17 protein-coding genes are annotated in these 20,755 nt (G+C 72.1%); 6 read left to right on the top strand and 11 right to left on the bottom strand.

The features are described from left to right. The first annotated feature begins 36 nt into the window (after window positions 1-36). Complete coding sequence (locus ABZ471_RS24175) at window positions 37-2,376, top strand: SpoIIE family protein phosphatase (protein WP_359068875.1); 2,340 nt, start codon at window positions 37-39, stop codon at window positions 2,374-2,376. On the opposite strand, the gene ABZ471_RS24170 is transcribed toward ABZ471_RS24175, so the two are convergent. The 3 genes from ABZ471_RS24170 to ABZ471_RS24160 form a co-directional block, all read right to left on the bottom strand. Further along, window positions 2,377-2,811, bottom strand: coding sequence for a cupin domain-containing protein (locus ABZ471_RS24170; protein ID WP_359068874.1), 435 nt, complete (start codon window positions 2,809-2,811; stop codon window positions 2,377-2,379). A 116-nt stretch (window positions 2,812-2,927) separates the two neighbouring features. After that, the gene (locus ABZ471_RS24165; protein WP_359068873.1) at window positions 2,928-3,539 is read right to left on the bottom strand and encodes a DNA polymerase ligase N-terminal domain-containing protein; all 612 of its coding nucleotides are present in this window, start codon (window positions 3,537-3,539) and stop codon (window positions 2,928-2,930) included. 59 nt (window positions 3,540-3,598) lie between these two features. Further along, complete coding sequence (locus ABZ471_RS24160; protein WP_359068872.1) at window positions 3,599-4,462, bottom strand: oxidoreductase; 864 nt, start codon at window positions 4,460-4,462, stop codon at window positions 3,599-3,601. 157 nt (window positions 4,463-4,619) lie between these two features. Here ABZ471_RS24160 and ABZ471_RS24155 point away from each other — a divergent pair, with 157 nt between their 5' ends. Next, window positions 4,620-5,498: a helix-turn-helix transcriptional regulator gene (locus ABZ471_RS24155; protein ID WP_359068871.1), complete on the top strand. Its 879-nt coding sequence runs from the start codon at window positions 4,620-4,622 to the stop codon at window positions 5,496-5,498. Window positions 5,499-5,600: 102 nt separating this feature from the next. Further along, window positions 5,601-6,665: a LacI family DNA-binding transcriptional regulator gene (locus tag ABZ471_RS24150; RefSeq protein ID WP_359068930.1), complete on the top strand. Its 1,065-nt coding sequence runs from the start codon at window positions 5,601-5,603 to the stop codon at window positions 6,663-6,665. Here ABZ471_RS24150 and ABZ471_RS24145 read toward each other — a convergent pair. The 4 genes from ABZ471_RS24145 to ABZ471_RS24130 all read right to left on the bottom strand — a co-directional run bounded on the left by ABZ471_RS24145 (window position 6,628) and on the right by ABZ471_RS24130 (window position 11,358). Beyond that, window positions 6,628-8,028 (bottom strand): glycoside hydrolase family 32 protein, encoded by a 1,401-nt coding sequence (locus ABZ471_RS24145; protein ID WP_359068870.1) that lies wholly within the window; start codon window positions 8,026-8,028, stop codon window positions 6,628-6,630. The two genes, ABZ471_RS24150 and ABZ471_RS24145, sit on opposite strands and share 38 nt — an antisense overlap. After that, complete coding sequence (locus ABZ471_RS24140; protein WP_359068869.1) at window positions 8,025-8,879, bottom strand: carbohydrate ABC transporter permease; 855 nt, start codon at window positions 8,877-8,879, stop codon at window positions 8,025-8,027. The genes ABZ471_RS24145 and ABZ471_RS24140 overlap by 4 nt, the downstream gene beginning before the upstream one ends. 14 nt (window positions 8,880-8,893) lie before the next feature. Further along, window positions 8,894-9,871 carry a sugar ABC transporter permease gene (locus tag ABZ471_RS24135; protein WP_359068928.1) on the bottom strand — a complete coding sequence of 326 codons (978 nt, stop codon included), beginning with the start codon at window positions 9,869-9,871 and terminating at the stop codon, window positions 8,894-8,896. Window positions 9,872-9,948: 77 nt separating this feature from the next. Continuing rightward, window positions 9,949-11,358: an extracellular solute-binding protein gene (locus tag ABZ471_RS24130; RefSeq protein WP_359068868.1), complete on the bottom strand. Its 1,410-nt coding sequence runs from the start codon at window positions 11,356-11,358 to the stop codon at window positions 9,949-9,951. 180 nt (window positions 11,359-11,538) lie between these two features. Here ABZ471_RS24130 and ABZ471_RS24125 point away from each other — a divergent pair, with 180 nt between their 5' ends. After that, complete coding sequence (locus ABZ471_RS24125; protein ID WP_359068867.1) at window positions 11,539-13,113, top strand: glycoside hydrolase family 32 protein; 1,575 nt, start codon at window positions 11,539-11,541, stop codon at window positions 13,111-13,113. A gap of 56 nt (window positions 13,114-13,169) precedes the next feature. Continuing rightward, window positions 13,170-14,144 (top strand): TauD/TfdA family dioxygenase, encoded by a 975-nt coding sequence (locus ABZ471_RS24120; protein WP_359068866.1) that lies wholly within the window; start codon window positions 13,170-13,172, stop codon window positions 14,142-14,144. A 1-nt stretch (window position 14,145) separates the two neighbouring features. Here the strand turns inward: ABZ471_RS24120 and ABZ471_RS24115 are convergent, their stop codons facing one another. Then, window positions 14,146-15,174 (bottom strand): LLM class flavin-dependent oxidoreductase, encoded by a 1,029-nt coding sequence (locus tag ABZ471_RS24115; protein WP_359068865.1) that lies wholly within the window; start codon window positions 15,172-15,174, stop codon window positions 14,146-14,148. A 67-nt stretch (window positions 15,175-15,241) separates the two neighbouring features. Beyond that, window positions 15,242-16,741 (bottom strand): metallophosphoesterase, encoded by a 1,500-nt coding sequence (locus tag ABZ471_RS24110; protein ID WP_359068864.1) that lies wholly within the window; start codon window positions 16,739-16,741, stop codon window positions 15,242-15,244. Between the two features lie 89 nt (window positions 16,742-16,830). Here ABZ471_RS24110 and ABZ471_RS24105 point away from each other — a divergent pair, with 89 nt between their 5' ends. Further along, a complete protein-coding gene (locus ABZ471_RS24105) occupies window positions 16,831-19,128 on the top strand; it encodes a zinc-dependent metalloprotease (RefSeq protein ID WP_359068863.1) in 2,298 nt (765 codons plus the stop codon). Between the two features lie 5 nt (window positions 19,129-19,133). Here the strand turns inward: ABZ471_RS24105 and ABZ471_RS24100 are convergent, their stop codons facing one another. Further along, on the bottom strand, window positions 19,134-19,526 hold the full coding sequence (locus ABZ471_RS24100) for a MerR family transcriptional regulator (protein ID WP_359068862.1): 393 nt from the start codon (window positions 19,524-19,526) through the stop codon (window positions 19,134-19,136). A gap of 40 nt (window positions 19,527-19,566) precedes the next feature. Continuing rightward, window positions 19,567-20,625 carry an NADP-dependent oxidoreductase gene (locus ABZ471_RS24095; RefSeq protein WP_359068861.1) on the bottom strand — a complete coding sequence of 353 codons (1,059 nt, stop codon included), beginning with the start codon at window positions 20,623-20,625 and terminating at the stop codon, window positions 19,567-19,569. Window positions 20,626-20,755 lie beyond the last annotated feature (130 nt).

Below are 20,755 nucleotides of genomic sequence, written 5' to 3'. Positions count from 1 at the left end.
TTGATGCCCCGGAACATTGGGATCATCCTGGGGCATATGGAGCGTGTCGCGGCCGCGGCGATCATCGATGCCCAGGGCAGGGTGACCGGGTGGAGCGAGGGTGCGCGGCTGCTCACCGGCCGCGCACCGCAAGAGGTCGTCGGCCGGCCCGCGACCGACCTGCTCGCGGAGGACGTACCCGAGGACACCTTCGCCGCGCAGGCCGGGACCCTCGCCCTGCGGCACCGCGACGGACACCGGGTCGAGCTGGCCCTGACCGCCTGCCCGGTCCTCGGCCCCGACGGCACGCCGACCGGATACGTGGTCACCGTCGACCCGCCGTCCTCGCCCGGCACGGCGCTGGCCGCCCAGGCCTTCCAGCAGGCCTCCATGTCCATGTCCGTCTTCGACCTCGGGCAGCGCTACCTGCGGATCAACGACGCCGCCTGCCAGGTGATGGGCGTGCCCGAGGAGGCGCTGCTCGGCCGGTTCTTCCCCGACACCGTGGCGGACGTCGAGCACAACCGGGGCTTCCAGCGCCATCTCCGCCAGGTCGCCGAAACCGGCAGGCCCGTCCGTTACGAGAGCTTCGCCGGTGCCCCCGCCCTGAACCGTGAGTTCGCCTGGAGCATCGAGATGTGGCCCCTGCGCGACGACTCCGGCGAGCCGACCGCGGTCGCCCTGGCGGCCTTCGACAGCAGCGATCAGTACTGGGCCCGGCGCCGGCTCGCCCTGCTGAACGAGGCGACCACCAGCATCGGCACCACCCTGGACGTGGTGCGCACCGCCGAGGAGATGATCGACCTCCTCGTCCCGCAGTACGCCGACTTCGCCAGCGTCGACCTGCTGGACTGGGTCCTCGGCGCCGACGAGCCGCCGATGAACCCGGACGGCGACGTCCTGCTGCGCCGCGTCGCCCACGGCTCCACCCGGGAGGGCAACCCCGGTGCGGCACTGAACCTGGGCGAGACGCAGACCTACGAGCCGGCCTCACCCCCGGCCCGCGCCCTGCACGAGAGCCGTGCCGTGCTGGCCCAGGCCGGCGAGCCGGAGTTCATGCAATGGCTCGAAGAGCGCAACGCGCGCTCGCCCGAGGGCCGCCGCTACCGCCAGGGCGTCCACTCCATGATCGCGGTGCCGCTCCGCGCCCGCGGCACCACCCTCGGCGTCGCGGTGTGCGTCCGCATGGCCCACCCGGACGCCTACGGTCCCGACGACGCCGTCTTCGCCGAGGAACTCGGCAGCCGCGCCGCCGTCTGCGTCGACAACGCCCGCCGCTTCGCCCGCGAACGCAGCACCGCCCACGCCCTCCAGCACAGCCTGCTGCCGAGGGGACTGCCCGGACAGGCCGCCGTGGACGTCGCCCACCGGTATCTGCCGTGCGGGTCGCTGGCCGGCATCGGCGGCGACTGGTTCGACGTGATCCCGCTCTCCGGCAGCCGGGTCGCCCTCGTCGTCGGCGACGTGGTCGGCCACGGCATCCAGTCCTCGGCCACCATGGGCCGGCTGCGCACGGCCGTACGCACCCTCGCCGATGTCGACCTGCCCCCGGACGAACTCCTCACCCACCTCGACGACCTGGTCACCCACCTGGCCTCCGACGAGAGCGGCGAGGAGGTCGCCGAACTCGGCGCCACCTGCCTCTACGCCGTCTACGACCCCGTCTCCCGCCGCCTGTCCCTGGCGGCCGCCGGCCACCCGCCGCCGGCCGTCGTCCTGCCCGGCGGCACCCCCGAGTTCGTCCCCATGACCGCCGGACCGCCCCTCGGAGTCGGCGGGCTGCCCTTCGAGGCGACGGAACTCGACCTGCCCGAAGGCTCGGTCGTCGCCCTCTACACCGACGGACTGGTCGAGGACCGCGACCGGGACGTCGACCGCGCCACCGACGAACTGCGCCGCGCCCTCGGCGCGCCGGCCGGCTCCCTGGAGGCGCTCAGCGACAACGTCCTCAAGGCCGTCATGCCCGAACAGCCCACCGACGACGTCGCCCTCCTCATGGTCCGCACCCGCGCCCTCGGCGCCGAGCGCGTCGCCACCTGGGACGTACCGCCCGACCCGGCCGAAGTGGCCCACTTCCGGCAGGCGGCCACCGAGCGTCTGACCGCCTGGGGGTTGGAGGAGGCCGCGTTCGTCACCGAACTCGTCGTCAGCGAACTCGTCACCAACGCCATCCGCTACGGCGAACCGCCCATCCAGCTGCGCCTGATCCGCGACCGCGCGCTCATCTGCGAGGTCTCCGACGGCAGTTCCACCTCACCGCATCTGCGCCGGGCCCACGTCTACGACGAGGGCGGCCGCGGACTGCTGCTGGTGGCCCAGCTCACCCAGCGCTGGGGCAGCCGGCAGACGGGCAGCGGCAAGACCATCTGGGCGGAACAACCGTTGCCCGACGCCTGATCACTGGAACGGGCAGCCCGGGTTCGGCGCGTCCTCCGAGAACGGCGAGCCGTGCGGCAGCACGTACAGCACATCGAGGACGAGCGGTGTGTCGCCCAGGTTGCGGCCTACGTGGACGTGGTCGGTGCCGTACGGCTCCCGGATCGCCTCGCCCGTCCGGTACACGCCGTCCGAGCCGCAGGTGGAGTCGAAGTGGCTGAGGGTGCCCTGCTGCACGACGCCGTACACGGGACCGTCGTGGTAGTGCCAGCCGGTGCTCTGGCCGGGCGGGATCGTGATCTCCCGCAGCGTGTAGTCGGTGTCGCCGACGGTGGTCCGGGCGAGGATCCGGGCCGTCACGCCGGGCCCCGCCGGGGTCGCCCCGGCGGGGCCACAGGTCAGGATCGCGGCGGCGGTCACCACGGCGGTGACGGCGGTACGGAGTGCGGCGCGCATGCGGGAGCCTCCAGGGACGCGAGCGGGTACCGTCGCGAACATAGAGGCGGAGCGGGCGTGTTGGGGGCGGAATGCCGTGATCCGGATTCATGCGGGCCCGCGCTCGGGCACGGGCGTCACTGCCGGCCGTCGTCGGCGGCGACCTGGGCGAGGGTGCGTCCCGTGCGTACCGAGCGGGCCCGGCGGGGATCCGGGGTGCCGTGCCCCTCCGCCCGGGCGGGGCCCTTGCGGACCAGCAGCCAGGCCTCCTCCTCGTCCTGGCCGGCGCGGAAGCGGGTGAGGGCGAAGTCGCCGTGCAGCTTGGCTCCGTGCAGCCGGAAGGTCGCGTGCCCGCGCTCCAGGGACTCGGCGAAGCCCACCGGACGGCCCCGGCGGTCGTGGCTGAGCGGCTCGTACGTCCCGTGGTCCCAGACGATCACGGTGCCGCCGCCGTACTCGCCCTTCGGGATCACGCCCTCGAAGTCCTCGTACTCGAGCGGATGGTCCTCGGTGGGCACGGCCAGTCGCCTGTCCCCGGGATCCGTCGACGGACCCTTGGGGACGGACCAGGACTTCAGTACGTCGCCCACCTGGAGCCGGAAGTCGAAGTGCATCCGGCGGGCGTCATGGATCTGCACCACGAACCGGGGCCGCGCATCCGCCGTGGCCGCCGCCTTCCCCGACGGCTCACCGGTCCGCTCGGAGTCACGCCTGCCGCGGTAGGTCCGCAGCCGGTCCTCGGTCGCCACGTGCGGCTCCTTCCGTACGGCCGCCTGTCCAGACCCCCGAGTACCCCGGGACGGGCCGTTCAGCCTGCGATGCCGTCCAGCTCCGCGACCGCGTCCTCCGGCAGGACCAGAGAGGCCGCGGCGATGTTCTCGCGCAGGTGGTCCGGGGACGAGGTGCCCGGGATGAGCGCGATGTTCGGCGAGCGGCGCAGCAGCCAGGCCAGGGCGACCTGCTGCGGCGCGGCCTCCAGCCGCGCGGCGACCTTCGACAGCGTCTCGGACTGCAACGGCGTGAACCCGCCCAGCGGGAAGTACGGCACGAAGGCGATGTTCTCCGCGGCCGTGCGCTCGACCAGCGCGTCGTCCTGCCGGTTGGCCAGGTTGTACAGGTTCTGCACGGTGACCACGGGCGCGATCGCCTGCGCCTCCTCCAGCTGTGCGACCGACGCGGCGCTGAGCCCCAGATGCCGGACGAGCCCCTGCTGCCGCAGCTCCGCCAGAGCCCCGAACTGGTCGGCGATCGCGTCCTCGTTCGGGGTGTCCATGTCGCCGAGCCGCAGATTGACCACGTCCAGCGCCTCCACCCCCAGGTGCCGCAGGTTGTCGTGCACCTGCGCCTTCAGGTCCTCCGGGTGCCGGGACATGATCCAGCTGCCGTCGGTACCCCGCCGCGCGCCGACCTTGGTCACGATGTGCAGCTCGTCCCGGTAGGGGTGCAGGGCCTCCCGGATGATCTCGTTGACGACCACGGGGCCGTAGAAGTCGGCGGTGTCGATGTGCGTGATCCCCGCCTCCACCACCGCGCGGAGCACCGCCACCGCCCGCGCCCGGTCCTTCGGCGGACCGAAGACGTGCGGCCCGGCCAGCTGCATGGCGCCGTAGCCCGTGCGGGTCAGGGTCAGTCCGTCGGCCGGGGTGATGGTGCCGCCCAGCTGTGCAGTCATGTCGTACCTCTCGCCACATGCGGTGGCCGCCGGAACCTCCGGTGGCCGTGTCCTCGCTCTCCACGATGCGCCGTCCGCGCCCGCCGCGGCTAAGCCCCCGTGATCCTGGGAGTGACAGGACCAGTCACGGCCACGGGCACGGCCGTACGGTGGTGTCATGGACGGTACGAACGCGCTCGGCGAGTTCCTGCGCGCCCGCCGGGCACAGGTCCGGCCCGAGGACGTGGGGCTGCCCGGCTCGGGCCTGCGCCGGGTGCCGGGGCTGCGCCGCGAGGAGGTCGCGATGCTCTCCGGTATCAGCTCCGACTACTACCTGCGCCTGGAGCAGGGCCGTGACCGCAACCCGTCCGCCCAGGTCCTGCGCGCCATCGCCCAGGTGCTCGGGCTGGACGCCGACGCCACCTCCTACCTCCTCGGCCTGGCCCAGGACCGGCCCGCCGGCCCCCGGCCGGGCGCCTCCCGTACCCGGGCGGTGCCCGGCCGGGAACAGGTGGCGTCCAGCCTCCTGCAGCTCATCGACGGCTGGCCCCGCAACCCCGCCTACATCCAGAACCGGTACACCGACTGCCTCGCCGCCAACACCCTCGCGACGGCGCTCACCCCGAACTACGCGCCCGGCGTCAACCTCCTGCGGGCCGTCTTCCTCGACCTTGCCGAGCACGCCCTGCGCCGGGACTGGGACGACCTCACGGAGGAGGGCGTGGCCGCGCTGCGGGCCAACGCCGGGCCCGATACCGACGACCCGCGGCTGCGTGACCTGGTCGGCGAGCTGTCCCTGCGCAGCGAACGCTTCCGGATGCTCTGGGCCCGGCACGACGTACGGCCGCGGCGCGGCCGGATCAGCCACCTGACCCACCCGCAGGTCGGCGACCTGGACCTGCAGTCGAACAAACTCTCCGTGGACGGCACCGACGGACTCACCCTCGTCGTCTTCCACGCCGAGCCCGGCAGCCGCAACGCCGAACTCCTCGACATCCTCGGCAGCCTCGCCGCACCCCGGCCGGGCAGCCGCCCGGAACGCGTCGAGGAGCAGTAGCCCGGAGCCCGTCGAGGTCTCTGTGCCGTGTGCTCCGCCCGGCGTCACGGCTAGTGTGACCAGTGATCAACCGAACGGGTGGGGATGAGGGCAGCGGACGGCATGGACGGCGGCACGGACAGGAACACCGGGGTCGGCGGACGGCCCACGTCACGGGACGTCGCCCGGCTCGCCGGCGTGTCGCACACTGCGGTCTCCTTCGTGTTCAACGGCCGCGCAGAGGGCAACCTCTCACCCGCCACCCAGGAACGCATCCGGCAGGCCGCCACCCGGCTCGGCTACCGGCCCGACCCCGTCGCCCGCGGCCTGCGCCGCCGCCGTACGGCCGTGATCGGGCTGGTCACCGACGAGATCGCCTCGTCCCCGTTCGCCGGCCGGCTGCTGCGCGGCGCGATGGAGACCGCCTGGGACAGCGACCACCTCGTGCTGACCGTCGACTCCGGCGGCGACCCGGCCAAGGAGGACGCGGCGGTCGCCGAACTCCTCGACCGGCGCGTCGACGGCATCATCTACGCCGCGATGTCCCTGCGCCGGGTCCGCGTCCCCGAAGGCCTGCACCGCACCCACTCGGTGCTGGCCAACTGCCTGCCCGAGGACGACTCGCTGCCCTGCGTCATCCCCGCAGAGCGGGCCGGCGGGCGTACCGCGGCCCGGCTGCTGCTGAAGGCCGGCCACCACCGGGTCGCGCTGGTCGGCGGCCAGGACGACATCGCCTCCGTCGAGCGGCTGCGCGGCTTCCGGGACGCCCTGCGCGCCGAGGGGATCACCGTGCCCAAGGAGTGGGTCGTGCGCACCGGCGGCGAGATCACCAGCGGCCACGAGGGCGCGATCCGGCTGCTGGAGGGTGCTGAGCCGCACTGCCGGCCCACCGGGATCTTCTGCTACAACGACCGGGTCGCGGCGGGTGTCCTGCACGCCGCGACCCGGCTCGGCATCTCGGTCCCCGATGAGCTGTCGGTGGTCGGCTACGACGACCAGGAGCACATGGCCGCCTTCCTCACCCCGGCCCTCACCACGGTCGCGCTGCCGCACCGGGCGATGGGCGAGGCGGCGGCCCGGCTGCTGCTGGAGGCCATCGACACCGGTCGTACCCCGCCCCCCACCGCCCGCCGACTGGCCTGCCCCGTGGTCAGCCGCGCCTCGGTGGGACCTGCTCCCACGCCCTGACCTCGGCCTCTCCGTCGACCACCAGTTCGGCCACGTCGCCCGGGCGGCGATACACCCGCTCGGTCACCGTCGCCCGGTCCTCGACGAACAGTTCGAGGAGCGATCCGTCCACGAGAACACGGACCGTGAGGCGCGGGCCGGGCGGGACGTCCACCGTGATCGGAGCGGAGCCTTCCGTGCCCTCCCGGGGCCAGCCGCTGCGGTCCAGGACCACTGTGCCCGCCCCGGGGTCCAGCCGGACGGTGAGCGCGCGGTCCGCCGCCCGCAGCAGGGTGACGGTCGTGCCGCCGTGTGCGGTGACGGTCAGGTCGTACGACACCGGGAGCGGCGACCGGCGCGGCCCGGTCGCGAACGGCCGGTCCGCGCGCAGGAGTTCCAGCTCGGGAGCCGGGACGACGCGCAGCGATCCGTCCGGGTGGACCTCGACGACTCTGGGTGCGGTGAGCACACCCGCCCAACCGGCCGCCCGCACCGCCGAGTTGTCCCGCGCCTCCCACGACCAGCCCCACATCAGGGCGCGATCGGACTCCTGGAGGACCGCGGGGGCGTAGAAGTCCCGGCCGTGGTCGAGCAGTCCGCCGGTGCGCGCATCGAGCCACAACCCGCCGTCCTCACCCGCCTCCAGACGACCCGTCAGATATCCGGTGGTGCAGGGAGTCCCGTCCCACAGGGACACCACCAGGACATGATCGCCGCCGCGGGTCTCGTACAGTTGCGGGCACTCCCAGCCGACCGCCTTGTCGCCGAACGCGTCCGCGGTTACCGGGTCGCGGCCGTCCAGCAGCACCCCGGCGAAGCGCCAGTCGGTCAGTTCGTCGCAGTCGTAGAGCAGGACGGACGGGGTGCCGTCGGCGTGCCCCGCACCGACGAGGGCCCAGCGGCGGCCGGCGTGCCGGAAGACGAAGGGGTCACGAAACATCACCACGTCGTGTCCGGTGGGCGGCCCCGCCACCACGGGCCGAGGCAGAGGCCGCCAGCGCAGCAGCCGGTCGTCGCCCGGGTCCGCCGCCCGGGCCAGGCAGATCGTGCCGAGACCCGTGTGGGTGTGGTCCACGCCGGTGTAGACGGCGGTGGGCGTGCCCGCGTCGTCCACCACGCACCCCGACCAGCAGCCGGCCTCGTCCGGGCCGCCGGGTGTCGGGGTGAGGGCGATCGGGTGGTGCTCCCAGTGGACCAGGTCGGCGCTGGAGACGTGGCCCCAGTGGACGTTCGTGTGCACCGGCGCGGCCGGGTTGTGCTGGTAGAAGAGGTGGTACCGGCCGCGCCGACGGAAGGGGCCGTTGGGGTCGTTGATCCAGTTGGCGGGCGGGCGGACCCTGAAGCGCGGGGCGTGCGGGTCCGGGGCGGGAGCGGCGAGGCTCAACGGTTGACTCCTGCGGAGGTGATGCCCTCGCGGAGAGGGCGCTGGCCGGCGAGGAACACGGCGACGGCGGGGATCATCGAGAGGACGACACCGGCGAGGACCACCGAGATGGAGCCGGTGCCGAGATTGCCCTGGAGGGAGACCAGACCGAGCGGCAGCGTGTAGTTCTGTCCGGAGGTCTCCAGGATCAGCGGGCGGAAGAACTCGTTCCAGTGGTAGTTGAAGGCCAGTACGCCGACGATCGCCAGGCCCGGAGTGGCCAGAGGGGCGTACACGGACCGGAAGATCCGCCAGGGCCCCGCGCCGTCCAGCATCGCCGCCTCGCCGAGGTCCTTCGGCATGCCGAGGAAGTACTGGCGCATCAGGAACGTGCCGAACGCGGTCGGGAACGCCGGGACGATCAGACCGAGCAGCGTGTCCGTCAGACCCATCGACTTGAGCACGAGGAACACCGGAACGATCGTGACCTGGAGCGGGACCATCATGGTCGCCAGGACCAGACCGAACAGCGACTTCTTGAACCGGAAGTCGAGACGGGCGAACGCGTAACCCGCAAGGCCCGCGGTGATCATCTGGCCGACCGCGATCAAGGCGGTCACCAGAGTCGAGTTGAGCGCGAGAAGCCATACGTCGATCTGGTCGAACACCCCGTGATAGGCGGCCGTGCTCGGATGGGTCGGGATGATCCGTGGCGGCAGGTCGAAGGAGTCCGCCGGGGTGCGCAGCGAGGTGGAGACGGTCCAGATGACCGGGCCGAGGGTCAGCAGGGCGCAGACGGCCAGCCCGGAGATCCGCGCCCACGACCCGAGCGAGTGCCGGGCGCGGCCGAGGGACAGAGTTGCTTGGCTCAAGGGACTCACCCGGCTCACTGGTAGTGGACGAAACGCCGGCTGAGCCGGAACTGGACGGCGGTGACCGCCATGATCAGCACGAACAGCAGCACGCCCACCGCGGACGCCTCGCCGAAGCGCAACTGCTCGAAGGCCTTCTCGTAGATGACCATCACCACGGTGCGGGTGGAGTCACCGGGACCGCCGTCGGTGAGCACGTACGGCTGCTCGAAGACCTGGAGCGCGTTGATGATGCCGACCACCGAGGCCACCAGCAGGGTCGGCGACAGCAGCGGCAGCGTGATGGACAGGTGCTTGCGCAGACCGGTCGCGCCGTCGAGGGCGGCGGCCTCGTGGATCTCCTTCGGGATGTTGTTCAGCCCGCCCACGAACAGCAGGAACGAGAAACCGAACTGCTGCCACACGTACACCATGATCACCGTGGCCATCGCGCCGTGCTCGGACGTCAGCCAGGGCACGGGGGCGATCCCGAACAGCCCGATCAGCCAGTTGATCACGCCGAAGTCCTGGTTGAACAGGTACTTCATCACGACCGATATGGACGCGGCCGACAGCACCAACGGGAAGAAGAACGCCGAGCGGAACACCGAGCGCAGCCAGCCGGGCATCCGCCCGTTCAGAGTGAGTGCGAGCGCAAGGGCGATCAGGAGTTGCGCGGCGACCGCGAGGACCATGAAGACGAGCGTGTTGCGGAAGGACACCAACACGGTCGAATCGGTGAACACCTCTCGATAGTTGTCCGTTCCGGCGAAACCAGGCGAGTCGATCACGTTCCAGTGGAAGAGGCTCAGAACGACCGAGCCGATGATCGGTACGACTGTGAAGACCACGATGCCGACCACCGTGGGTGCCAGGAACAGCGCGGCCAGCAGCCGCGTCCCCCGCTCGCGTGCCGAGGGTCCTACCGTCACCGAGGGCGGGGTGGCGCGCCGTGGCCGTACCGCGGACGTCCGGGTGTTCGCCGTGTCCTCCGTGTCCTTCGTGTTCGTCATGCCCGTCGTGTTCTTCGTGCCTGCCGTGTTCGTCGTGCCTGTCGTGTCCGTCGTCTTGCTGGTGTCGGTCGTGTCGGTCATACGTCACGCTCCATGGCCTTCTCCAGATCGCCCTGCATCCGGCGCAGCGCCGGCCCGACCGAGCGCGGGCTCGCCAGGGCCGTCCCGGTGTGCTTGAGCAGCACCTGCGTGACCTCGGCGACCTGCGGCGGGGCCGGAATGGGCCCGGTGTCGGGGAACTCGTCGACGGTGTCGTAGAAGACCCGCCAGTGCGCCGGGCCGGTCTCCCGGTAGCGGTCCCCGGTCAGCATCGAGCGGCGGGCCGGGGTCGTCTGGTTCGTCGTGAACAGCCGGGTCAGGGTGTCCCTGCGGGCCGAGTACTTGATGAACTCCCAGGCCGCGTCCTGCTTCTTCGAGGTGCGCAGCAGCGCGTAGCCCGCCGCACCGAACTGGTGGCGCTGGGTGCGCCAACGGGGGAAGTACTGCACGTCGAAACCGTGGTCCCGCATGCCCGCCTGATGCAGACCGCCCGCCCAGAACCCACCGGCGGGCGTGACCCCGACCCGGCCGGTGGAGAACACCCCGATGAGGTTCTGGCCGTTGCCGCCCTCGGGGCGGGTGCACAGGCCCTCCCGGATCAGGCCGGCGAGGTAGTCGTAGGCCTCCGCAACACGGTCGGCGGTGGCCTGCGGGGTCGTCCAGCGGAATCCGCCGCCGCGCCCCTGCCGCTGTGCCGCCGGATAGAAGGAGTCCCACAGCCAGGAGCCGCCCGGCGCCTTGGACTCGGCCAGCAGGTTGGTGCCGTTCGCGAACAGCCAGGGCACCACGCCGCCCCACAGCCGGTTGGTCCAGAAGTACGGCGTGAAGTGGGAGTCGCTGGCCTTCTTCATACGGCGCAGCAGCGCGGTGAAGTCGTCGCGGGTCCAGTCGTCCGCCGGGAAGCCGGCGTCGGCCCGCTCCAGCACCTGCGTGTTGAGGTACATGTCGGCCGCGTTGAACTCGATGGGCAGCTGGTACAGGCTGCCCTCGTACATCATCGACTCCACCAGCGAGGGATGGACGTCGGCGAAGTACTCCCCGAGTTCTGCCGCGTCCCGCTTCACCCAGCGGTCCAGCGGTACACCGAGCCGCCGGGCGAACAACTGGACGCCCTCGGTGGCCACATAGACCAGGTCGGGCGCGGTGCCCGCCGCGATCTGCGTGAGGATCTTCGCGAAGAAGTCCGACCAGTCGACGGCCTGGACCGGGTCGACCCGGACCTTGATGTCGGGATGCAGCCTCCGGAAGCCCTCGACGAGGGCGCGGACCCCCTCGGGGGAGAACGCGGAACCCAGGGTCGCGACGACGAGCGAGCCGTCGTCACGGCCCGGGATGTCGGCCCCGGTGAGCCGGTCCCAGCTCGCGGCGGTACCGGCCAGCGCGGCGGTTCCCGCGCCGTAGGCCCCGTACCGCAGCAGTGCGCGGCGGGAGAGGTGCGAGTCGGTCATCAACGTGCCTAACTCGTGTTAGTAGAGGTGTGATGCCCCAGATGATGAGAACCGGGTCACATCACTGTCAAGGTGTGCGCATGCTTGACCTTTAACGAGTTAGGTCTACAGTCCTGGTTCCACGTGAGTCGCCGTCCTGAGACGCGGCGACGGCGTTCGTCACGAGAAGGACGTGGTGTGATGCGTGGGTTGACCAGGAGAGCGCTGATCGCCGGAGCCGGGTCGGGGGCGACCGTGGCGGTGCTGCCCGCGGCGCCCGCCGCGGCGAGAGCGAAGCCGGATGCGGGGGAGACGAAGCACCAGTCGGCCCGCGCCTGCGTCAGTTACCGCGCCGGCTACCACTTCACGGTCCCCGACCAGTGGAAGAACGACCCGCAGCGCCCGGTCTGGATCGACGGGGAGTACCACTACTACTACCTCTACAACGCCGACTACCTGACCGGCGGCGAGGTGGGCACCGCCTGGCGCCTGGCCACCAGCACCGACCTGGTCTCCTTCGCCGACCGGGGCATTGCCGTACCGAAGGACACCACCGTCAACGGCGACGTGTGGTCGGGCTCGGCCGTGGTGGACACGGGCAACACGGCGGGCTTCGGCGCGGGTGCCGTGATCGCGGTCGTCACGATGTCACCCGGCGGCGGCACCGACCACCAGGAGCAGTTCCTGTACTACTCCACCGACGGCGGCCGCACCTTCACCCACCACGGCACCGACCCGGTCCTGCCCAACCCGGGCGTGGCCGACTTCCGCGATCCCAAAGTGATCCGCGACGAGGATCGCGACCGCTGGGTGATGGCCCTGGCCGAGCGGAACAAGATCGGCTTCTATCACTCGGCGGACCTCAGGTCGTGGTCGTACGCGGGCGGTTTCGTCAAGGACGGCATCGGTGTCCTGGAGTGCCCCGACCTGTTCCGCCTCACTGCCGACGACGGCACCGGGAAGTGGGTGCTGGGCGCGAGCGCCGACGGCACCGGCTCCGGGCTGCCCCCCACCTACGCCTACTGGACCGGTTCCTTCGACGGCAGCGCGTTCACCGCCGACGCGGCCGATCCGCAGTGGCTCGACCACGGCTGGGACTGGTACGGGGCGGTCACCTTCGAGAAGCGGGATGCGGCGGGAGCCGTCGACCCCGGCGCGCGCTACGCCCTTGGCTGGCTGAACAACTGGGCCTACGCCCAGACCACCCCGACCATCGACGCCGACGGCTTCAACGGCACCGACTCCGTCGTCCGCGAGGTCACGCTCGAGAAGGACACCTCGGGCGGCTACTACCTCGCCTCCCAGCCGGTCGCCGCGCTCGACTCGTACGTCTCCCGCACGCTGGATCTCGGCGACCTCCCCGTCGACGGCATCCGCACCCTCGACCACAGGGGTGTCTCCTACGAGCTGACGACGGAGATCACCTGGTCCCGACTCACCGGCGCCGGAGTCCAGGTGCGCCGGTCGCCGGACGGCGGGCGGCACATCGACGCCGGCGTCTACGGCGACTACGCCTTCCTCAACCGGCGCGGCACCGGCAACCCCGACACCAGTGGCAACCGGCAGGAGAGCCGCACCCCCTTCGACCCGTCGGCCGGCCGGGTGAGGCTGCGCATCCTGGTGGACCGCACCTCCGTCGAGATGTTCGTGGACGACGGCCGGTACGTGCACTCCTCGGAGGTCTTCCCGTACCTCGTGGACGACCGGCTGGCACTGTTCACGATCGACGGCCCCGCCGTCTTCGGGAATACGGTCATACGGGAGTTCGCGGTCTGAGGGCCAGGGGTGTCACGATCTTCGTGGAGCCGGTTCGGACGACCATCGGAGCGCACATGACGACGCACAGGGCCACGGCGGAGCAGACGGAGCGGATCAAGGGTGTCGAGGTGAGCCCGGTGGCCGGGCACATCGGCGCCGAGATCACCGGCGTCGACCTCGCCGGCCCGCTCGACGACGCCGTGGTCGCCCTGATCAGGGAGGCGGTGCTGCGCTGGAAGGTGGTGTTCTTCCGCGGTCAGGAGCTCGACCACGCCGGGCATGTCGCCTTCGCCCGCCGTTTCGGTGAGCCGGTGGTCCTCGGCCGCCGCGGCAGTGCCTCACCGGCCGGCTTCCCCGAGGTGGAGACCACCGCCGACCGGCTGGAGCTGGGCGGACGCTTCGGCATGGAGCACGAGGAGTGGCTGCAGCGCCGCCGGCACACCCTGCTGCGCGGCTGGCACTGCGACCACGGCGCCCGCATCGACCCGCCGGCCGCGACCATCCTGCGCGCCGACACCGTACCGCCGTACGGCGGGGACACCACCTGGGCCAACCTGGCCGCCGCCTACGCCGGGCTGTCCGCGCCGGTGCGGGCGTTCGTGGACGGGTTGCGCGCCGAGCACCGGCTCGGTGTCGGCTACCAGCCGCGGCCCGGCGACGACGCCTACCTCCGCCATCTGCTGGACCATCAGGTCGCCTCGGTGCACCCGTTGGTGCGCGTGCACCCGGAGACGGGCGAGCGGGTGCTGTTCGTCAACGGCTACTACCTGGAACAGATCACCGACCTGTCCCGTCCCGAGAGCGCGGCGGTTCTGGAGATGCTGCTGGAGCAGGCGGTCCGCCCCGAGTACACGGTCCGTTTCCGCTGGGAGCCCGGCAGCGTCGCCTTCTGGGACAACCGGGCCACCATCCACCTGGCCCCCGGCGACAACGCCCACCTGGGATTTCCGCGGATCATGCACCGGGTGATGCTCACCGGGGACGTACCGGTGGGGGTGGACGGCAGGCCGTCCGAGCCCGTCATCGGCACGGAGGCCGGGCGCTGGTGAGTCAGGCCGCCGGCCGCCACCCCAGGGCCGGGCCCAGCTTCGTCGCCAGGTCGGTCAGGATCTGCACGTAGTCCTCGTGCTCGAAGCTGAACGGCAGCGCGAACGCCACCTCGTCGACCTCACGGAACGCGGCGTGCGCCCGCAGCCGCCCGGCGAGTTCCTCGGACGTGCCGACCAGGTCCGGGGCGAAGAGGAGCCGCGCCGGGCCCTGCGGTGCGGTCGTCCGGGGGAGGCGCTTCGCCGCGTACTCCTCGTACTTGGCCCGCTGCTCGGGGCTCGAGGAGTCGGTGGGTATCACCACCAGGCCCTGGGAGACGCGGGCCGCTTCCCCGTCGGGGTGGTGGGCGCGGAACGCGCGGATCTGGGACCGCTGGATCTCGGCGAAGTCCACCGGCCCGTCCGGATCCTCGGCCTTGACCACGCTGCTGGTCAGGAGGTTCATGCCGTGTTCGCCCGCCCAGCGCGCCGAGCCGAGACTGCCGCCGCCGTACCACAGCCGACGCCCGAGCCCGGGGGAGTGCGGCTGGACCACGTCGGAGAACACTTCGAAGCCCTCCACCCCGCTGAAATCGGTGGCCGGCTTGCCGCGCACGAAGTCCAGCAGCCGCCGCACCCGCTCGTAGCCGAAGTCCTCGGTGTCCGCGGTGTCCGGGTACAGGGCCTCCTTGACCTGCTCGTAGTGCATCGGCGGGCCCACGCTGACGCCCGGGTTCAGGCGGCCGCCGGACAGGATGTCCACGGTCGCCAGGTCCTCGGCGAGGCGCAGCGGGTTCTCCCAGCCCAGCGGGATCACCGCGGTGCCCAGCTCGATACGGCGGGTGCGCTGCGAGGCCGCCGCCAGCACCGCGACCGGGGACGAAATGCCGTACTGGAGGTGGCGGTGGCGGACCCAGGCGCTGTCGAAGCCCAGCCGCTCACCCAGCTCGATGATCTCCAGGGTGGACTCGTGACCCCGGCCCGGATCGGCCGCGTCGAACAGCCCGATGGTGAGGAAGCCCAGCTTGCGCAGCGGGCGGGGAGTGGACGGCACGGGCTCCTCCAGCGGTCGTACGTCAGCTCTGCCCCGATTCTCGCAGGAGAGTGTGACAACCGTGTGATCACTTCAGCGGGATGGTGACCTCGTCCTCGAGCGGCGGTGCCAGTTCCTGGGCGCGGTTGCCGGTCGCCGCGTGGCAGCGCAGCCGTACCGCCTCCGGGGTGACGTCCAGGCGCAGGAAGCACTTGAAGAACGGTGGGCTGTAGGTGGCCGAACCGGGCGAGAACAGCTGGGTGTACAGCTTGCGCACGGGCAGCCGGAACCGGGAGGTCCGGTCGGGGCGCCCGCCGGTTCCCAGCAGGCTCGCGACCAGACGGGTGCGCCGGGTCACCCGGGCCTCGGGGCCGGGCGCGCGGCCCGGCTCGATGCCGAGCCGTTCGGCGACGACGGCCGTCGCCTCGGACTCGCTGAGGGTGAAGAAGCGGCGCAGGCGTAGCCGGCGGCCGTACAGGCGGCTGTAGAAGGCCAGCGAGTCGCCGCGCAGCGGATAGCAGCGGAAGTCCCGCTCGGTGACGTTCGCGACCGACACCCGCGGGATGGTGTGCGTGGCGTGCATGAAGGCCCCGCCGCCTGCGACCACGTACTGGATGGTGCGGCCGTCCACGTCGACCGGGTAGCGCTGGTAGTTGTGGATGTCGCCTCCGATCGCGGCCACGTAGTGGTGCTCCGGGTCGCGGACGATGTCGTCGACCGTGCCGCCGCCCTCGATGGCGCAGGGGTGGTGCTCGCCGTCCACGTACAGCGGCGAGCCGGTGATCAGGATCTTCCGCTGCGGCCCCCGGGAGACCTCCCGCAGCCACGCGCCCTGTTCGGCGTCGATCGTGCCCAGCAGTCCGGTGTCGATGCCGACGATGCGCACCGGTCCGGCGTCGATCGCCCAGTACGGTCCCGGCTGCACGCCCTGTTGCTCCGGCGCCGACCGCAACTTCCGTGCGTCGGCGAGGCGTTGTCCGTCCGCCGCGCGCGGCCGGTGCCACAACAGACTCCGCCACCAGGCCCGGGTGAGCGGGCGGGGTGCGGGCTCGGGGGCCGGGGGCGGGGCGTCGGCACAGAAGACGCGCATGAACGCACCGAGATCCTCGTACCAGTCGTGGTTGCCCGGTATCGCGTATATCGGCGCCCGGTAGTCCTGGTACGGCCGGAAGAACTTGGAGTCGTAGTCGTCCGCGCTGCCGACCGGATAGATCACATCGCTCGCGATCACCGCGAAGTCCGTGTCCTGACCCACTTTCAGCAAGCCGGGCACCACGGCGTACTGGCAGTCGTCGCCCTCGCCGGTGTCCCCGATGACGAGGAAGGAGAACCGATCCGGCACGTCCCGCCGGATCACCTTGTCCGCGGGTGCGCCCGCCTCGGCCTGCCGGGCCACCAGGCGGCTGCGGGTACGGCCCGTCGGGTCGCCGAACCACGACGCCAGTACCCCGTTGCGGGCGGCCCACAGGGTACGCGGGCTCAGCCACGACAGTTTCTCGACGTGCGCGGGCATGAGCTGCTGGTAGGCGCCGCGTTCGGACGGGCCCCAGCCGGCGCCCTGTGCGGTATCGCGTGAGGAGTCAGACACGCGGTGCACGGTAACAACGTGCCGGTCACGTTCCGCAGGGCGGGGCCTGACACGATGCCTCCCGGACCCGCACCGACCGAGAGGCGCGCATGACCGGCGACGACACCTCCGCCCACGACTTCCTCGACCTCGTACCGGTCCGCGAAAGCGGCCCGGAGCGGCTCCTGTTGGGCATCCGCCGCTTCGACGAGCCGTTCCTGCTCACCGTCTCCCTCTCCCAGGGCGTCGGCTCCAGCGAGCTGTGGCTGGACCGGGGCCGGGCGGGCAAGGCCCGGTTGGCGGAGTTCCGCCGGGCGGGCGGCCGGGTGCTGCTCGTCGTCCGCAACAAGCACTTTCTGACCAGCGGCGGGGCGGCCGCCGTGCGGGCGGGTCAGGAGTCCTTCGCCGTGTCCGTGGTGTGGAGCGGGCCGGTGCTGCGGGAGGAGGGGGGTGCGGTCGTCGTGGACGCCAGCGGGCTCGCCCTGTACGACCACGACCGGGTCGCCGAGCACCTGGAGGACGAGGGGCAGGGCGAGTACGCCCTCGACGCCGCCACGAGTCTGCCCCTCGTCGCCGACAGCCGCACCGGACCGGACGCCACCCGTCTGTCCGCACTCCTCACTTTCCGGGGGCCCGGCAGGGGCGCGGCGCTCAGGGCGGTCACCGCCGACCCGAGCGCGGTGACCGTCGTCCAGCAGTTGATCCTCCTGCGCCTGCCCGAGTCCCCGCTGCCCGCACGGCGTTACCATCCGGCCTCCGGCGGCTACGGCATCGGGTACGCCGACCACGGCCTGGCCGGCCGCGCGGACACCCAGGTCAAGGTCCAGCCCCGGTTCCGTGCCGAGCCCGGGGGCGCGCCCGTCGTCTTCCGCGTCGACCCCGCCGTCCCCGAGCCGTTCCGCACGGCGGTCGTCGAGGGCGGCAACTGGTGGCGGGAGGCCTTCGCCCGGATCGGGCTGCCCGACGCCTACCGGGTCGAGGTCGCCGGCGACGACTTCGACCCGCACGACCCGGCTGTCAACGGTGTGGTGTGGGTGCACCGTTCGGGCCGCGGCTGGTCCCTGGGGCAGGGTACGACCGACCCGCGCACCGGCGAGATCCTGCAGGGCCGGGTACGGCTCGGCTCGCAGCGCCTCGACCAGGTCCGGGCGCTCGCCGAGGCGCTGCTCGCGCCCTACGGCCGCCCCGACGAGGCCGAACGCCTCGCTGTCGTCGAGGAGTTGGTGCTCGCCCGGCTCCGGCTGCTCGCCGCGCACGAGATCGGCCATGCCCTGGGGTTCATGCACAACTTCGCCAGCACCCGGCATCCGGCACCGTCCGTGATGGACTACCCGCACGCCCGGGTCACCGTGACCGGCACCGGCGACCTGGATCTCTCGGACGCCTACCCGACCGGCCTCGGCCCCTGGGACCACTTCCTCGTCGCCCACGCCTACGGTCACTTCGTCGACGAGGAGCGCGAGTTGGCCGCCCTGCGGCGCGAGGCAGTGGATGCGGGACTGGTGTACGTCAGCGACGAGGACGCCGTCGGCACCTGCGCCGCCCACCCCGACGGAGTCCCGTGGGTGACCGGGGGAGACGCGCTCCAGGCTCTGGAGGCGGTGCTGCGGGTACGCCGGATCGCGCTGCGGGGCTTCTCGCGCGGGGTGGTGCCGCCCGGCCGGCAGACGGGCGAACTGGAGGAACGGGCGGTGCTGCTGCACCTGCTGCACCGCCACGAGGTCACCGCCGTCGCCCGCCTCGTCGGCGGAGTCCGCTACGGCTACGCGCAGGCCGGGGACGACGTCCCGGGCGGCGAGCCGGTGGCTGCGGCCACCCAGCACACGGCCCTGACCCGCCTGACCGCGCTGCTCCGGACCGACGAACTAGGCCTGCCCGCTGCCGTGTTGGACGTCCTCGCCCCGCCCGCGATCCGGTACGACCGCACCGACCAGTACTTCGACACCCGCACCGGACGGCTCCCCGACCCCTTCGAGGCCGTACGGACCGCTGCCACGCTGGTCACGGCCGAACTCCTCGACCCCGCCCGGCTCGGCCGCGTCGCCTGGCAGCACGCCGTCGACCCGGGCATGCCGGGCGTCAGGGACGTGATCGACGCCCTGCTGGCCACCACATGGCAGAGCGGCGAGCAGCGCGGGGACGGGCAGGTGCCGGGCTGGGAGAGCGTGCGGCACGCAGCCGACTGGACCGTCCTGAACCACCTGCTCACCGTTCTCGACACCCCCGGCCTGCACGCCCCGGTCAGGGCCACCCTCCGGGCCGCCCTGTACGAACTGGCCAACGCCCTGACGGTGCAGAGCGGCGAACAGCGGGCCGAAGCAGCCGAGTTGATCCGTTCCTACCTGGCCGACCCGCGCACCGTACGGCTCGACCCGCTGCCCCGGGTGCCGCCCGGCGCGCCGAACTGAGACCGTCAGGCGGCGCCCTGCTCCGGGGCCTCGGTGGGCGCCGCCAGCCACGGCATCCGACGGACGAGGACCTCCCGCATCCTGGTGAGGGCGGTGATCCTCTCCTCCAGCTCGGCCACCCGGCGCGCACCCACGCCATAGGCGTCCGCGCACGCCGGCGAGTAGGCGAAGACCTCCGGCAGATCGGTGTCCAGGTAGCGCACGAACGACTTCACGTCCTCGACGGTGAACCCGGAGGCCAGCAGGTCGCGGACGTTGCGGACCCGGGTCTCCGCGGCCGGACCGTAGACGCGGTACCCCGCCGAGGTCCGGGCGGACTCCAGCAGCCCCTGCTCCTCGTAGTAGCGCAGGGCGCGGGTCGTCGTGCCCGTCCGTGCCGCCAGTTCACCGATCAGCATCGTCGATCCCCCTCCGAACTCCCGGTCAGGCTACCGTCGTTCATCCGGCAGCACCGGCGAGGCGGACGACGGTCTTCCCGGTGTATCGACCGCCGACCAGGTCCAGGAGCGCCCGGGGCGCGCTCGGCAGTCCGTCGACCACCGTCTCGTCGTAGACGAGGGATCCCTCGCGCAGCCAGCCGCGGAACTGCGCACCGAACTCCGGGGCCAGGTCGAGGTGATCGAACAGGGTGAAGCCGCGGATGGTCAGGCGCTTGCCGAGCACGCTCAGCAGATCGCCGGGACCGTCGTCGGGACGGCCGGCGCGCTGCCGGTTGAGCGCTCCGCACACCGCGATGCGGCCGTGCACGTTCATGACCTCGATCGCGGCCCGCAACTGCTCACCGCCCACGTTGTCGAAGTAGACGTCGATGCCGTCCGGCGCCGCAGCGTGCAACCGGTCCACAACGGGGCCGTCGTGGTAGTCGAAGGCGGCGTCGAACCCGAGGACGCCGGTCAGATGGGCCACCTTCTCCGGCGACCCGGCGCTGCCGATCACCCGCGCCGCCCCCTTCAGCCGCGCGATCTGCCCGGCGAGGCCCCCGGTGGCCCCTGCCGCGCTGGAGACGAACACGGTGTCCCCGGGCTGGAGCCCGGCCGCCTCCATGAGCCCGACGTAGGCGACCAGACCGAATCCCAGGTGCATGGACGGGCTCGGGTAGGCCCTCTCGTCCACGCGGCGGAACGTCTCCGCGCCGGCCACCGCGTACTCCCGCCAGCCCAGCCGGTGCGTCACCAGGTCGCCCTCGGCCAACGTGGGGTCCGCCGAGGCGACCACCTCGCCCACGGCGTCGCCGTACATCACCTCGCCCACCTCGTAGCGGGGCATCGGCAGGTGGGAACCGCCCGACATCAACAGGAGCATGCCGGGGTCGAGCGACATGAAAAGGTTGCGCACGAGCACCTGGCCCGGCGCGGGGGCGGCCACGGCCGTGGTGACGGTCCGGAAGTGGGCGGGCGTGGGGAACCCATCGGGCCGTGCGGCGAGTCGGGTCTCCAGACCCGTGCGGGGGAGGACGGGGAAGGCAGGCGTCAATGCGCTCGTCGTGAAGGAGTTCATGCGGGGGACGCTAGACATTGACCCCTACGTGAAGGTCAACTCCCCGCGTCAGCCGGCACGTCGAGCGCCGGGCCTTCGAAGAGGCGGTGGGGAACATCCGGATCTGCCCCGTCCGCACAGGGAAAACCCT

Origin of the sequence: Streptomyces sp. NPDC005728 (genome assembly GCF_040630895.1) — a bacterium.
Classification (GTDB): Bacteria; Actinomycetota; Actinomycetes; order Streptomycetales; family Streptomycetaceae; genus Streptomyces.
The sequence above is the reverse complement of the archived record's forward strand: the minus strand, read 5'-3'. Positions and strand labels throughout refer to the sequence as shown.

Coding starts and splice junctions, on each gene's coding strand:
- ABZ471_RS24175 (WP_359068875.1), top strand. CDS start 37: ATGGAGCGTGTCGCGGCCGCGGCGATCATCGATGCCCAGGGCAGGGTG.
- ABZ471_RS24170 (WP_359068874.1), bottom strand. CDS start 2,811: ATGCGCGCCGCACTCCGTACCGCCGTCACCGCCGTGGTGACCGCCGCC.
- ABZ471_RS24160 (WP_359068872.1), bottom strand. CDS start 4,462: ATGACTGCACAGCTGGGCGGCACCATCACCCCGGCCGACGGACTGACC.
- ABZ471_RS24155 (WP_359068871.1), top strand. CDS start 4,620: ATGGACGGTACGAACGCGCTCGGCGAGTTCCTGCGCGCCCGCCGGGCA.
- ABZ471_RS24150 (WP_359068930.1), top strand. CDS start 5,601: ATGGACGGCGGCACGGACAGGAACACCGGGGTCGGCGGACGGCCCACG.
- ABZ471_RS24135 (WP_359068928.1), bottom strand. CDS start 9,871: ATGACGAACACGAAGGACACGGAGGACACGGCGAACACCCGGACGTCC.
- ABZ471_RS24130 (WP_359068868.1), bottom strand. CDS start 11,358: ATGACCGACTCGCACCTCTCCCGCCGCGCACTGCTGCGGTACGGGGCC.
- ABZ471_RS24125 (WP_359068867.1), top strand. CDS start 11,539: ATGCGTGGGTTGACCAGGAGAGCGCTGATCGCCGGAGCCGGGTCGGGG.
- ABZ471_RS24120 (WP_359068866.1), top strand. CDS start 13,170: ATGACGACGCACAGGGCCACGGCGGAGCAGACGGAGCGGATCAAGGGT.
- ABZ471_RS24105 (WP_359068863.1), top strand. CDS start 16,831: ATGACCGGCGACGACACCTCCGCCCACGACTTCCTCGACCTCGTACCG.
- ABZ471_RS24100 (WP_359068862.1), bottom strand. CDS start 19,526: ATGCTGATCGGTGAACTGGCGGCACGGACGGGCACGACGACCCGCGCC.
- ABZ471_RS24095 (WP_359068861.1), bottom strand. CDS start 20,625: ATGAACTCCTTCACGACGAGCGCATTGACGCCTGCCTTCCCCGTCCTC.